General features: G+C 72.7%; 12 protein-coding genes and 2 pseudogenes. 3 read left to right on the forward strand and 11 right to left on the reverse strand.

The genetic code is table 11. The annotated features are described in order from the left end of the window. Window positions 1-76: 76 nt before the first annotated feature. From JNW91_RS24105 to JNW91_RS24120, 4 genes are read right to left on the reverse strand one after another with little or no spacing between them, the layout of a single operon-like run. A complete protein-coding gene (locus tag JNW91_RS24105) occupies window positions 77-331 on the reverse strand; it encodes a helix-turn-helix domain-containing protein (protein WP_203177705.1) in 255 nt (84 codons plus the stop codon). Further along, window positions 328-675, reverse strand: coding sequence for a hypothetical protein (locus JNW91_RS24110; protein ID WP_203177706.1), 348 nt, complete (start codon window positions 673-675; stop codon window positions 328-330). Before JNW91_RS24110 ends, JNW91_RS24105 begins: the two co-directional genes overlap by 4 nt. Further along, entirely contained in the window at window positions 672-932 is a 261-nt protein-coding gene (locus JNW91_RS24115; protein WP_203177707.1) for a hypothetical protein, read from the reverse strand. The genes JNW91_RS24110 and JNW91_RS24115 overlap by 4 nt, the downstream gene beginning before the upstream one ends. Continuing rightward, on the reverse strand, window positions 929-1,477 hold the full coding sequence (locus tag JNW91_RS24120; protein WP_203177708.1) for a hypothetical protein: 549 nt from the start codon (window positions 1,475-1,477) through the stop codon (window positions 929-931). Before JNW91_RS24120 ends, JNW91_RS24115 begins: the two co-directional genes overlap by 4 nt. 92 nt (window positions 1,478-1,569) lie before the next feature. Between JNW91_RS24120 and JNW91_RS24125 the strand changes: the two are divergent. After that, window positions 1,570-2,376: pseudogene (locus JNW91_RS24125) on the forward strand (ATP-dependent DNA ligase); the annotation flags it as partial. Window positions 2,377-2,390: 14 nt separating this feature from the next. Continuing rightward, the gene (locus JNW91_RS24130) at window positions 2,391-3,581 is read left to right on the forward strand and encodes a threonine synthase (protein ID WP_203177709.1); all 1,191 of its coding nucleotides are present in this window, start codon (window positions 2,391-2,393) and stop codon (window positions 3,579-3,581) included. 54 nt (window positions 3,582-3,635) lie between these two features. Here the strand turns inward: JNW91_RS24130 and JNW91_RS24135 are convergent, their stop codons facing one another. The 6 genes and pseudogenes from JNW91_RS24135 to JNW91_RS24160 all read right to left on the reverse strand — a co-directional run bounded on the left by JNW91_RS24135 (window position 3,636) and on the right by JNW91_RS24160 (window position 10,222). Continuing rightward, window positions 3,636-4,985 carry a pectate lyase gene (locus tag JNW91_RS24135; RefSeq protein ID WP_203177710.1) on the reverse strand — a complete coding sequence of 450 codons (1,350 nt, stop codon included), beginning with the start codon at window positions 4,983-4,985 and terminating at the stop codon, window positions 3,636-3,638. Between the two features lie 242 nt (window positions 4,986-5,227). Further along, a pseudogene (locus JNW91_RS24140) lies at window positions 5,228-7,026 on the reverse strand (glycoside hydrolase family 15 protein). Between the two features lie 49 nt (window positions 7,027-7,075). Beyond that, window positions 7,076-7,468, reverse strand: a complete 393-nt coding sequence (locus JNW91_RS24145) for a cupin domain-containing protein (protein ID WP_203177711.1) — start codon at window positions 7,466-7,468, stop codon at window positions 7,076-7,078. Window positions 7,469-7,726: 258 nt separating this feature from the next. Further along, entirely contained in the window at window positions 7,727-8,614 is an 888-nt protein-coding gene (locus JNW91_RS24150) for a sulfotransferase domain-containing protein (RefSeq protein WP_203177712.1), read from the reverse strand. 62 nt (window positions 8,615-8,676) lie between these two features. Beyond that, window positions 8,677-8,958, reverse strand: coding sequence for an adhesin (locus JNW91_RS24155; RefSeq protein WP_203177713.1), 282 nt, complete (start codon window positions 8,956-8,958; stop codon window positions 8,677-8,679). A gap of 190 nt (window positions 8,959-9,148) precedes the next feature. Then, window positions 9,149-10,222 carry an NAD(P)-binding domain-containing protein gene (locus JNW91_RS24160; protein WP_203177714.1) on the reverse strand — a complete coding sequence of 358 codons (1,074 nt, stop codon included), beginning with the start codon at window positions 10,220-10,222 and terminating at the stop codon, window positions 9,149-9,151. Between the two features lie 192 nt (window positions 10,223-10,414). Here JNW91_RS24160 and dacB point away from each other — a divergent pair, with 192 nt between their 5' ends. Next, the gene (gene dacB / locus JNW91_RS24165; protein ID WP_203177715.1) at window positions 10,415-11,998 is read left to right on the forward strand and encodes a D-alanyl-D-alanine carboxypeptidase/D-alanyl-D-alanine endopeptidase; all 1,584 of its coding nucleotides are present in this window, start codon (window positions 10,415-10,417) and stop codon (window positions 11,996-11,998) included. A 458-nt stretch (window positions 11,999-12,456) separates the two neighbouring features. On the opposite strand, the gene JNW91_RS24170 is transcribed toward dacB, so the two are convergent. After that, a partial coding sequence (locus tag JNW91_RS24170; protein ID WP_238425601.1) for a hypothetical protein occupies window positions 12,457-13,136 on the reverse strand: 680 nt, incomplete at its 5' end.

Raw genomic sequence — 13,136 nt, forward strand, 5'->3', positions numbered from 1 at the left:
CTCATTTGCCCGGGGGGGCAGAACGCCCGGGGGGGCAAACTGCCCCCGGGCAGATCGCCCGGGGTGCCCGCCTCCATCACGACGGTGTACCGGTTGGTACGCCCGGCCCGGCCGCGACGTCGACGAGCAGATGCCCACCGTCCTGCAAGCGGCGGATGATCCGCCGGACCGTCCGCTCGTCGAGCCGGGCCTTCCGCGCCAGGGTGCCCAGCGACGGCCACGCGTTGCTGCCGTCGTCGGCCGCGAAGTCGGCGATCGCGAGCAGCACCAGCCGCTCCGTGCCGCCCACAGGGGAGTGATCCCACACCCACGTCATGACGCGAACGCTCACGCGTCACCGTCCTGCTCGGCCAGCCACTGCTGCAGCTCGTCGACCAGCTGCCCGCCGTCGACGTCGGCGAGCATGTCGTCGACGGCGGCCTGGCGGGTCAGCTCGTCGAGCAGCGACGAGTCACCGTTCTGCGCGGCATCGGCCGCCCGCGCCAGCCGGTTGAGGTGCTCGTCGCGCTCCCGGTGCCGGCGGCGCTCTTCGGCCTCGCCGACCTTCATGCCGAGGTCGAAGCCCTCCATGTACTTCTCCTGCGCGGCGTACCGGGCCCGGCGTGACGAGCGCACCGGCGGACGCGCGCCCGGACGCTGAACGGTCGGCCGCCACCACCGCTCCGGGCGGCTCACCGGGACACCTCCGCCGCGAGGGCCTTCAGCAGCCGGTAGAAGGCGCGCTGACGACGCCGTGCTGCCTGGCGGTGCTTCCGCGCCACTTGCGGGTCCAGGTGGGTCCACCCGCCGGAACGGTGCTCGGCGTCCGCCCACCTCATGGCCATCTGCTCGATGGCGAACTGGAGTTCGACAACGCGGGCGCGGCGCTCGAACGGATTCCGGCCGGCGGGCCGCGTCTCCGCCCTGGGGCGGGTGGTCGTCTGCCGGCTCACCGCAGGCCGCCGTTGTCGCGGCGCACAGCCTCGGTCATCAGGCGCATCCGGTTCGACAGCACGTAGCCCTGCGAGATCGACAGCAGCAGCGTCAACGACCGCGGCTCGCCCTCGCTGGTCGTGTCGGCGGCGGTGATGGCCACCTGCGGGCTGGCGTCGTCGTCGAGGGCCTGGACGAGCACCACGTTCACGATGACGGGCTCTGGTCGGTTGGTGTCGATGTCGGCCACCGGGGAGCGGTGCTCGCCACGGCGCGCGCACTCCGTCTCGTCGCACCAACGGGGGCAGGCGTTGCCGGCCAGCGAGCCGCTGGGGAAGAGGTAGACGTGCCCGCAGGTGCGGGTGGTGTCCGGTGCCATCGGCACGCGTCGGGCGGTGAAGCCGGCTTCCTGAATGGCCGTCACGGCGTCGATGGTGTGTGCGTCGCAGGCATACGCCGATGCGTCGAGCGAGCCGTTGAGGGGCTCGTCGGCGGGGCTGTAGACCTCCAGCCGGACCGTGGCCGGGTTGCTGCACTCGGGCAGCACGAAAGGTAGGTTGCTCATGGGCGGAGGCCTCTTCTCCGTCAAGGGCCGGGAGAACGGGAGCGCCAACTCCCGCCCGGCCCGTCTTTAGTTAGAAACTCGGTAGGACCGATACCATGGACCACCCGATGGAGTACCTCGACTTCTCCGGCGAGATCCCCGCCGGCGAGTACGGCGGCGGCCGGATGCTCGTCCACGACCGGGGCACCTACCGGTGCGAGAAGTGGCGCGACGACGAGGTGATCGTGACGCTCTCCGGCGACCGCACCGCCGGCCGGTACGTGCTCTTCGCCACCGGCGGCCGGGACTGGATGGTCCGGCGTACGGATCCAGCGCCGCCCGGCTGGACGCCGATGCCCGAGCTGATCCGCCCGATGCACACCACGGCCGCCGCCCGGCTCCCCCGCGACCGCGCCGACTGGGGGTACGAGCTGCGCTGGGACGGGGTACGGGCGATGGCGTACGTCTCCGGCGGGCGGCTGCGGCTGCTCTCCGAGACCGACGAGGAGATCACCGGCGGGTACCCGTGGCTGCGCGCGATGGCCGAGGCGCTCGCCCCCACCGAGGCGGTGCTGGACGGGGTGCTGGTGCGCATCGACGGCGCCGGCAGGGTCCGCCCGGCCCGCCCGGCCAGCGGCGGCCGGGTCCCGTCGGGTGCCCAGTACCTGCTCGTCGACCTGCTCTGGCTGGAGGGCGTGAGCAGCATCGACGTGCCGTACGCGCAACGCCGGGAGCTGCTCGATGGGCTGGCATTGACGGGTACGCACTGGCAGACTCCGCCGTGGTTCCCCGGTGCCGGCGACGAGGCCCTACGCACCGGACGGGAGCAGGGGCTGCCCGGTGTGGTCGCCAAGCGACTGGACTCGGTCTACGAGCCGGGCCGACGCAGCCGACGCTGGCTGAGCATCGACGCGGCCTGACGGCGAGGAGCGACGTGTACCTGACCCACCTGGACTGCCCGCGCTGCGGCAAGGAGTACGCCGCCGACGAGCTGCACAACCTCTGCGAGTGCGGCTCCCCGCTGCTGGCCCGCTACGACCTGCCGGCGGTGGCGAAGGCCGTCGCCCCGGAGCGTTTCCCGCTGCGCCCGGCCGACCTGTGGCGCTACCGGGAGCTTCTGCCGGTCGCCGACCCCCGGCACGTCACCACGCTGGGCGAGGGCTGGACGCCGCTGCTACGCGCCCCGGCGTACGGCGCCGAGATCGGCATCGCGGACCTGATGGTCAAGGACGAGGGGTTGATCCCGACCGGCTCGTTCAAGGCGCGCGGCGCGGCGGTCGGGGTGAGCCGGGCACGCGAGTTGGGCGTCGAGCGGATCGCGATGCCCACCAACGGCAACGCCGGCTCGGCCTGGGCGACGTACGCGGCGCGGGCCGGGATGGGCGCGACCATCGTCATGCCGTTGGAGGCGCCGAGCATCTGCCGGCGCGAGTGCGTGGCCGCCGGGGCCGACCTGCGCCTGGTCGACGGCCTGATCGGCGACGCCGGCCGGCGGGTGGCCGAGCTGATCGCGGAGTCGAACGGGGCGATCTTCGACGCCGGCACGCTGCGCGAGCCCTACCGGCTGGAGGGCAAGAAGACGATGGGGTACGAGATCGTCGAGCAGCTCGGCTGGCAGGCCCCCGACGTGATCATCTACCCGACCGGTGGCGGGGTCGGTCTGATCGGTATCCACAAGGCGCTGCACGAGATGCGCGAGCTGGGCTGGATCGGCGACAAGCTGCCCCGGCTGGTGGCGGTGCAGTCGACCGGCTGCGCGCCGATCGTGCGGGCCTTCGCCGCCGGCGAGGATCGGGTGCAGGCGTGGTCGGACGCGCACACGGTGGCGTTCGGCATCACCGTGCCGGCGCCGCTGGGCGACGAGCTGATCCTGGCCGCGCTGCGGGCGTCCGCCGGCACCGCGGTCGCCGTCGACGACGCGGACATCCTGGCCGACCTGCGGGACTTCGCTGGTCGCGAGGGGTTGCTGCTCTGCCCGGAGGGTGCCGCCTGCCTGACCGCGGCACGGCAGCTGCGCGCCGGCGGCTGGATCCGGGCCGGCGAACGGGTGGTGGTGCTCAACACCGGCGCCGGGTTGAAGTATCCGGACACGGTCGACGTGTCCGGCGTACCCGTGCTGGCCTGAACGGGCGGGCGCCCCGCGGGCCGTGCGGTCCGCGGGGCGCCGTCTGCCAGCGGCCTACTGGTAGGTGATGTCGGAGGGTGAGTAGAGGCAGTTGACGCCGTCGGCGCCCTCGCCGATCTCGGTGGGCTCGCTGCCCTTCGGCACGCCCTTGTACTTGACGCAGATCGAGGTTTCCCGGTCCGGGTCACCGACGATGGTGATCCGGCTGAACCGGGCGGTGTCGCCCCAGTTGGTGTTGATGCCGGCGATCGCGTCGGTGTTCCGGACGACCACGTTGTCGATCACCACGTGCCGCTGGTACGACGTGGAGCAGTTGCCGCAGGCCCGGTAGAGCTTCCCGGCGTTCTCCACCCGGAAGTTCTTGATGTAGACGGTGCCCGAGCCGTTGTGCTGGAAGACCTTGTCGCTGGCGGAGCGGGCGCCGCCGCCGTCGACGGTGTACGTGGTGCCGCCGCGGAAGGTGGCCGCGTCCTCGCCGACGTCCTCCCACCAGACGTTGATCAGGGTGCAGTTGCCCTCGCAGTGCACGCCGTCACCGGCCGGCGCGCCGATGATCACGTTGCGCAGGGTGGCGCCGGCGGCCAGCTCGAACATCGGGTCCTGGCTCTCGCTCTGCCCGCCGTCGCCGATGCCGTAGTAGCGCTTGAGCCCGCCGTCGAACGTGCCGGAGACCGCGATCGTCGCGTCCACCTTCTGGCTGCTGGTGGGCGTCGGCCAGCCGGCCGGCGGAGGGGTGGTCGGGCCCGGCGGGGTGGTGGGCGGCGGCGTGGTCGGGGTGCCGCCGCCGGACGAGTCGACCACCACGTCGTCGAAGCCGCCGCTGGCGTACGCGGTGACCAGACCGATCCGGCCCGCGCCGGCCAGGCTGTTGCTGCCGGCGGCGATCTGGGTGCCGTTGACGAAGCCGCGGATGGTGCTGCCGCTGGTCTCGATGCGCAGCGTGTACCAGGTGCCGGTGCTGATGCCGAGCGACGCGGAGCCGATCGCGGTGATGCTGCTGCCGTTGACCGCCTGGAGCTCGGCCCGACCGGATCCGAGCAGGGCCAGCCGGTACATCCTGGTGCTGCTGGCGGATCGGGCGGCGAGCCCGACCAGGGCGCTGGACGAGCCGAAGCTCGCCGGCCGCACCCGGGCCTGCGCCGAGTAGTCGGTCCAGCTGGTCTGGCCGGCGAACTGCCGGGCCAGCTCGCTGCCGGCGTTGGACTGGTTGAGCACGCCCGAACCGTCGACGGTCCAGGTGCCACCGGACTTGGACCAGCCGGAGGTGTTGCCGTCGGTGAAGTCGTCGCTGAACACGGTGGCCGCGAAGGCCGAGGTCATGCCGGCCGTGAGGGCCGCCGCGGTCACGCCGGCGCCCACCGCCAGCAGCAGTGGTCGTCGGCCGGGAAGTCGTCTCTTCTGCACGGGTGTCCTCCTTGACGCATGCGGTGGCGATCCCTGGGCACACCCACGCGGGCGTGCCGGCACGGTGTGCTGCCGTCAGCTGGGATCGGTGTGCCCCCGCCGGATGCCCGGGTCCGGAGCGGGGTGAAGCGGGATCAAAGCCATGGGAAAGGGCTTTCCCGCTCCTTCGAGGCTAGAACTGCCCAAGCATCAGCGTCAATGCCTTGGGTTTGCAGGTCTGTTGCAGGATTCCGGCGGACCGCTCAGTAACTGTCCGGCCTGGTCAACCGCCAGGCCGCGTTGATCAGCCCGATGTGGGACAGCGCCTGCGGCATGTTGCCGAGCTGCGCACCGGTGGCCAGGTCGATCTGCTCGCTGAACAGGCCCAGGTCGTTGGCGTTCCCCGTCACCCGCTCGAACAGTTCCTCGGCCCGCCGCAGCTCACCCGCCATCACCAGGCACTCCACCAGCCAGAACGAACACAGCAGGAACCCGGCCGATCCGTCGTCCACCGCCGCAACAGCCCTTCGTCGGTGCCCAGCTCCCGTTCCACCATCGCGATGGTCGACCGCATCCGCGGGTCGGTGGCCGGCAGGAAATGCGCCACCGGGAGGGCGAGCACCGAGGCGTCCAACTCCGCCGACCCGAACGCACCGGTGAACGCGCCGATCCGGTCGTTCCACCCCTCACGCAGCACCGCGTCGCGGATCTCGTCGCGCACCCCCGCCCAGCGACGCGGGTCGGCCCGATCGCCGAGCCGGTTGGCGAGCCCCACCGCCCGGTCCATCGTCAGCCAACAGGCCACCTTGGACGACAGGTAGTGCCGCTCCTCGTCCCGGGTCTCCCAGATACCCCGGTCCGGCATGTGCCACGTCGTGGCCACCTGTTCGGTCAACCCGAGCACCATGTCCCGCAACTCGTCGTCGAACGTCGCGCCGAGGTAGTCGCGCAGCCGCCACACCGCCGATATCACCTCACCCGGCACGTCGAGCTGCCGCTGCCGCCAGGCGTCGTTGCCGATCCGGACCGGCCGACTGTCGCGGTGTCCGCGCAGATGCACGCAGTGGTGCTCGGTGAGGTCCCGCTCGCCCTCCACACCGAAGAGCACCGGCACCGGCTCGTCGCCGATCCGGCCGATCGACCGGGCCGCCCAGGCGAACAACCGCGACGCCTCGTCGGGGCAGGCCGCCACCCAGAGGGCGCGCATGGTCAGTGAGAAGTCCCGCAGCCACGAGTAGCGGTAGTCGTAGTTGCGGTCGCCGCCGATCTGCTCGGGCAACGAGGTCGTCAGCGCCGCCACCACCGCGCCGCTGCGGGCGTACGTGAGGCCGGCCAGGACCGTCGCGCTGTGCCGGACCAGTTCCGGGTACCGACCGGAGTAGCCGTGCGTCTCCCGGTACCCCTCCCACGCCCGGGTCGTCTCGGCGAGGGTGGCCAGCGGATCCAGCCGGGCGGGTGGGTCGCCGTACGCCTCCCCGAACGCCACGTCCATCGCGACGACCTGACCGACCGAGACCTCGAACTCGTGGGTCACCCGGTCCCGGCCGGCCCGTAGCCGGAGGCCGTTGGCCCGCAGCATCAGCACCACCGGGCCGGCGCCGGCCAGCACCCCGCCGTCCGGCTGCTCGTGCAGGTACGGCGTGAGCAGGCCGTACTCCGGGCGGGGCGCGAAGTCCAGTGCCATCCGGACCCGCCCGGACAGCCCCTCGACCACCCGGATCAGCACGGCGGGCGAGTTCACACCCAGTTGGTGGGCGCGGGCACCGATCTCGGCGGCCAGCGCGTCGGTGACCGCCACACTGCCGTGCGGTGTGTGGTGCACGGTGCGCAACACGAGCGTGTCCGGCCGGTACGCGCGCTCGACCCGGTACCCCGGACCGCCGGCGCCGACCGGCGCCACCCGGAAGTGCCCGGCACGCGGGTCGAGCAGCCGACCGAAGACGGCCGCCCCGTCGAACCGTTGCGGGCACCACCAGTCGACAGAGCCGTCCCTGCCGACCAGCGCCCCGGAACGGGAGTCCGAGAGGAACCCGTAGTCGGAGATCGCCGCTTGCTGCTCCACCCGCCGCGGGTACCCGTCTCGGTCCTGATCAGGCCGCCGGGGCCGAGCGTCACTCGGTTGGCGGCTCGTCCTCGCCGGCGGCCTCGGCCGCGTCGGCCTCCTCCTTGGTGTGGTGGACGGCCTGGTCGGCGTGCTCCGGCGGCCCGTAGACGGTGTACAGCACCAGCGGGTTGGGGCCGGTGTTGACGAAGTTGTGCTTCGTGCCGGCCGGCACCACGACCAGGTCGCCGGAGACCACCTCCCGCTTCTCGCCGGCCACCCGGGCCTCGCCGGTGCCGCTGACGAAGGTCAGGATCTGGTCGATCCCCTCGTGCACCTCCTCGCCGATCTCCCCGCCCGGGGGGATGGTCATGATCACCAGCTGGGTGTTCGAACCGGTCCACAACACCCGGCGGAAGTCGGGACTCTTCTCAGCGACGGTCGCGATCGTGAAATGCTCCATGCCGCGCTCATACCCCGTTCCGCGGGCCGCCACGCCGGGACCCGCAGATGGTGGAATTCCCCACGGTTGCCAGGTTTGGATCCGTACCGACCGGGGATCGTCAAAGCTGACCGGCGCGAGCGGCCGGTCGAGCCAGGTCCCCGCCGGCGTACCGCCGAACGGCTGCGGTGGTGGGAGACGGCCAGAGCGCGGCGACGTTGCGACCACGGTCGAAGCGGCGCCGCGCGCTCGTTTCCGCGCCCGCGGCCGCGCGGCGCCTCAGCGGTGCAGCCAGGCGAGCAGGTCGGGCGGGGCCAGGGCCGCCGTCCGCTGGTGGTAGCGGGCCAGCCCGGACGCGTCGAGCAGGTGTCGCCCCTGCCCCGAGCCGCCCTGCCGGAAGAACGCCCGGCGGTCACGCAGCACGCCGAGCCGATCCGGGGCGAGCTGCTCGGCCCGCTCCCGCATCCGACCGAACGTGGCCGCCTCGACCAGCTCGGGCCAGCGCTCGACGGGAACCTCCAGGCCCCACCGGCCGGCGAGCCGCCGCATCTCACCCTCCAGGTCGGCCAGCAGGTCGTCGTAGTGCACCAACTCGACGTTCGGCTCGTGCCGCCGCGCCCAGGCGTCGCCCAGATGCCACAGCACGCCGGGCAGCGAGTCCAGCTCGGCGCGCGGATCCGCCTCCCGGTCCACCCAGCTCGTCAGCCACTGCTCGACCGGTCGGGGCGCCCGGGGCGGCCCGTCGGGTGCGCGCCGGCCGGTCAGCTCGGCCAACCGCGTCCGGTCCAGATTGCCGGCCTGGTGGTAGAGGGACACCGCCATGTCCAGCGGGTGCCGTGCCACCACCACGTAGTGCACCCGGGAATCGACCGGTACGCCGTCCAGCGGCGTGTGCGTCTTGATGAACCGCCGGTGCGGTTGTGCCGCCAACCGGCGGTACACCACGTCCCGTGGCTCGACCAGCCAGTCCAGCCACGGTGACAGCTCGGTCAGCGGCGCCGGCAGCTCCGCGGTGCCCAGCACCAGCAGCGCGCAGATCATCTGCATCCAGGTGGTGCCGCTCTTGGACCGGGTGCTGATCACGATGTCGCCGGCACGGAACGGAAAGCCGGTCCACCGGCCGCTGTCCTCGTCGTCGGATCGGTAGCGGTGGGGTGGCGTGAGCATCGGGCGAGCGTAGTCGCCGCCCCAACCGCCGCCAGCCCGTTTCCGACCCGACGACGCCGGCCCTACTGCCGCTCGGTGAAGCCGAACTGGATGATGCCCTCGTCGTCGACGGTGGCGTCCACGGAGGCGTCGCCGAGCAGTTCGGCGGCGTCCGCGTCGAGGAAGATCCGCGCGCCCTGGTTGTCGACCACCCGGTCGCCCTGCTCCGGCTCGGGCACCAGTTCCACGGTGAGCGACCCGGCCTCGGCGTCGGCGGCGATCCGCACCCCACCGTCCTCGCCGACGTCCTGTTGGTTGGCGAGGTCACGGATGACGAGCACGGCGTTGTCGGTCATGGTGAGCATTGGCGGAACTCCTCGTGGATTCTCGGCTCGCGGTCGGTTACCGCGCGGACCGGACAGCCGGCCCGCGTACGAGCACACGTGGGAGGCGACATGCGGGGGCGAACGTCGTCGCCGTCGCATCGGGGCAGCTGAGAGGCCCCGTCCTGGCCAACGGTGCCCGCTGCCGGGCCATCCGTCAAATAGAGCGGAGTCAGTCGAGTGCGGCGGCGGGGGCGAGCAACGCGCGAATCTCGTTGACCGCCGCGCGGCCGGCCCGGTTGGCTCCGACGGTGCTGGCCGAGGGGCCGTACCCGACGAGGTGGATGCGGCCGTCGGCGGCCACCCGGGTGCCGTCCATGGTGATTCCACCACCCGGCGCGCGCAGTCCCAGTGGGGCGAGGTGGTCCAGGGCAGCGCGGAAGCCGGTGCACCAGAGGATCACGTCCGCCGGCACGAACCGCCCGTCGGACCAGGCGACCCCGTCGGGCGTGATCCGGTCGAACATGGGTAGCCGGTCGAGGACGCCACGTTCGCGCAGCCGGCGCACCTCCGGGGTGACCGGCAGCCCCGTCACGCCCACCACGCTGCCCGGTGGGCGACCGGCCCGTACCGCCTCGTCCACCCGGGCCACCGCGGTCCGGCCCAGTTCGGGGCCGAACTCGTCCTCCCGGAACAGCGGCGGCCGGCGGGTCACCCAGGTGGTGGCCGCCGCGACGGTGGAGACCTCGCCGAGCAACTGCACGGCGGACGTGCCGCCGCCGACCACGACCACGCGCAGCCCGGCGAACTCGCCCGGCCCGCGGTAGTCGGCGGTGTGCAGCTGTCGACCACGGAACGACGACCGGCCCGGGTAGTGCGGCCAGAACGGCCTCGTCCAGGTGCCGGTCGCGTTGATCAGCGCCCGCGTCGTCCACCGCCCGTGGTCGGTGTGGACGTCCAGCCGACCGTCCGGGCGGGAGCGCACCGCGCGGACCCGCACCGGTCGCCGTACCGGCAGGTCGAAGGCCCTCTCGTACGCGGCGAAGTAGGCGCTGACCTGCTCGGCCGCCGGACGTTTGGGGTCGGCCGCGGGGAAGGCCATTCCGGGCAGGTCGTAGAAGCCGTGCACCCGGTCGAAGACGAGCGTCGGCCAGCGGTGCTGCCAGGCCCCACCCGGGCCGTCGTCGCCGTCCAGGACGACGTAGCCGCTGCCCGGGGCGAAGCCGGTGCGGTGCAGGTGGTAGGCGGCGCTCAGGCCGGCCTGACCGGCACCGATCACCACGACATCAGCGGAGTGGGTGTCCACGCCGGGTGCAACGCCTTGCAGAACCTCGGTCTGCCCGCCTCCGGCCGTCGTGTCGATCACAGACCGCCGATCCCCGCACCGACCTGCCCGAATTGTCCATACCCTTGGAAAAAGGAAGATGCCCGGCGCGAGCGACAATAACCTTCGCCGGAGGCTCTTCTCCGGCGATAACCTTCATGGCAGCATCAGCCCATGCATCGTCGTCTCTTTCCTCGGGCGCTCGCGCTGCTCGCGCTGGTCGCCACCGCGGCCACCGCCGGCGCGTCCGGCGCCACCGCCGAGTCGCCCACCCCCGCGACGACCCAACTGCGCGCCACCATCGACACGATCCTCGCGGACACCCGGCTGGGTGGCGCGCAGGCCTCCGTGGTCGTCGTCGACACCGGCACGGGTCAGACCCTCTACGACCGCAACGGGGACCGACGACTGATCCCGGCCTCCAACACCAAACTGCTGACCTCGACCGCCGCGCTGGCCCTCCTCAGCCCGGGGCACCGCTTCACCACCGACGTACGGACCACCGGCAAACGGCGCGCCGGTCTGCTGTCCGGCAACCTCTACCTGCGCGGCGGCGGCGACCCGACCATGCTCGCGGCCGACTACGACGCGCTCGCCGCCCAGGTGGCCGCCGACGGCGTCCGGGTCGTCACCGGCAACCTGATCGCCGACGACACCCGCTACGACCGCACCCGGCTCGGCCCCGACTGGACCTGGGACGACGAGCCCTACTACTACGCCGCCCAGGTCTCCGCGCTGAGCGTCGCCCCGGACACCGACTACGACGCGGGCACCGTGATCGTGCACGCCGCGCCGGCCGGCCGTGTGGGCGCCCCGGCGGTGGTCAGCACCACCCCGCCCACCGGGTACGTCCGGATCGACAACCGCGCCGAGACGGTCGCCGAGGGCGAGACCTCGATCTCGATCGAGCGCGAGCACGGCGGCAACACCATCGTGGTGACCGGCCAGATCGCGGTCGGCGACGAACCGGCCAGCGACTGGGTGACCGTCTGGGAACCCACCGGCTACGCGGCCGACGTGTTCCGCGCGGCGCTGCACCGGCACGGCGTCCGGGTGCTCGGCCGGACCGTGCTCGGCCAGCCCACCCCGGAGGCGGCCCACCCGGTGGCCCGGCACGACTCGATGAGCCTGGGCGAGTTGATGACGCCGTTCCTCAAGCTCTCCAACAACGGGCACGCCGAGGTGTTGACCAAGGAGATGGGCCGGATGCTGTCCGGCTCGGGAACCTGGTCCGCCGGGCTCACCGCGATCAGCGAGTACGTCGCCGACACCGGCATGGACACCGGCGCGCTGCGTCAACGCGACGGTTCCGGCCTGTCCCGACGCAACCTGGTGCCGGCGGCAGAGTTCGTCGACCTGCTGGCCGCCGTCCGCGCCGAACCGTGGTTCGCCACCTGGTACGCGGCCCTGCCCATCGCCGGGCAGCCCGAACGGTTCGTGGGTGGCACGTTGCGCAGCCGGATGGCCGGCACGCCGGCGGCGGGCAACGTGCACGCCAAGACCGGCAGCCTGACCGGGGTGTCCGGGCTCTCCGGCTACGTCACCAGCGCCGACGGCCACCTGCTGGCGTTCTCCATCCTGCTCAACAACTACCTGACCGCGTCGGTCAAGGCGCTGGAGGACCAGATCGCGGTGGCGTTGGCCGGCTACCGCGAGGGCGCGACGACCACGGCCCGGATGGCGCCGCCGGCAGTGCCGGAGGCGCCCCGTACGCCGGAAGGGTTGGAGTGCTCCTGGGTGAAGCCGACCACCTGCTGACCGGGAGCGCAGCACGCCCCGGCGACGGCGCTCAGGCCGGTCGGTCCGGTGCCGGGACGACCGCCGCGGGATGCCGCGCTCGATGAGCGCGGCGATCTCGGCGGCCCGCAGCCCGCGCATCGCCAGCACCCGGGTGCCCCAGCGGTGCAGTCGGCACGGGTGGGGGCTGGCGTCGTTGCGGCAGACCACACCGCCGGACCACCGCCGGGGCGCGTGCACCACCACCGCCCGCACCGCGAACTGGGCGTCCTCCACGGTGACGTACGGCGGCAGGGGAATGTCGCGGAGCACCTCCCCGGACGCTTCACCGGCGCCGGACGGGGCGACGGGACGGACGCGGTGGGCGGTACTGCTGCTCATCTGCGCTGCCTCCACACTGGATGGTCGGACGGGGACAGCAGAAAGTTACGACGCCCTCGACGGTGCGCGACGGACAAACTGTCCCGCGGAGTCGTCGGTCAGCGCACGGCCACGGCCTGCAGGCCGACGTTGCCGCAGTGTGGGGTGAATACCTTCTCCACGGTCCACGTCACCATCAGCCGGGCACCCTTCGGCAGCCGGAAACGGATGGTGAACTGGGCACTCTGGCTGGTGTACGGGTCCTCCAGCCGCACCGTGCCGGCCGGACCACCGGTGGACAGCCACGCGTTCAGCCGACCCCGCGCCATCCACGTCCCAGCGTAGAGCTGGACGGTACGCGGCTCGCCACTGCCGGCGATCGCGAGGCTGAAACCGTTGCCGGCACCGCAGGTGTAGACACCGTTCGAGCTGCCGCTCACCGATCGCTCGGGCGTACCGTCGCGCCAGCTGACGAGTTCCTGGTTGCCGTCCCAGGCGACCCTGGCGCCCCTGCCTCCCCCGTCGACGATCTCCCCGGACCCGCCGCGTTTGCGCACCACCGACGTGCCGCCGCGCAGCCCCCAGTGCATCCAGTCCCGGGTGCCCGCGGCGGTGAGATCGATCTCGCCGGGCGCCTCGGCCCGACTCACCGAGAGGGTGGGCGGCGCCGGCGTTTCCGGCGGGGCGGCGGACGCGCTGACCGACGGGGTCGGGTCGGGCGACGTGGACGCTGCCGGGGGCGCAGGCCGGGCGTCGCCGGCCCGACGTCGCCGGTGCGTCCCTCGGCGCCGGGAAAGCC

Source organism: Micromonospora parastrephiae, assembly GCF_016802865.1.
Taxonomy (GTDB): Bacteria; Actinomycetota; Actinomycetes; order Mycobacteriales; family Micromonosporaceae; genus Micromonospora; species Micromonospora parastrephiae.

Coding starts and splice junctions, on each gene's coding strand:
- JNW91_RS24145 (WP_203177711.1), bottom strand. CDS start 7,468: ATGGAGCATTTCACGATCGCGACCGTCGCTGAGAAGAGTCCCGACTTC.
- JNW91_RS24120 (WP_203177708.1), bottom strand. CDS start 1,477: ATGAGCAACCTACCTTTCGTGCTGCCCGAGTGCAGCAACCCGGCCACG.
- dacB (WP_203177715.1), top strand. CDS start 10,415: ATGCATCGTCGTCTCTTTCCTCGGGCGCTCGCGCTGCTCGCGCTGGTC.
- JNW91_RS24155 (WP_203177713.1), bottom strand. CDS start 8,958: ATGCTCACCATGACCGACAACGCCGTGCTCGTCATCCGTGACCTCGCC.
- JNW91_RS24150 (WP_203177712.1), bottom strand. CDS start 8,614: ATGCTCACGCCACCCCACCGCTACCGATCCGACGACGAGGACAGCGGC.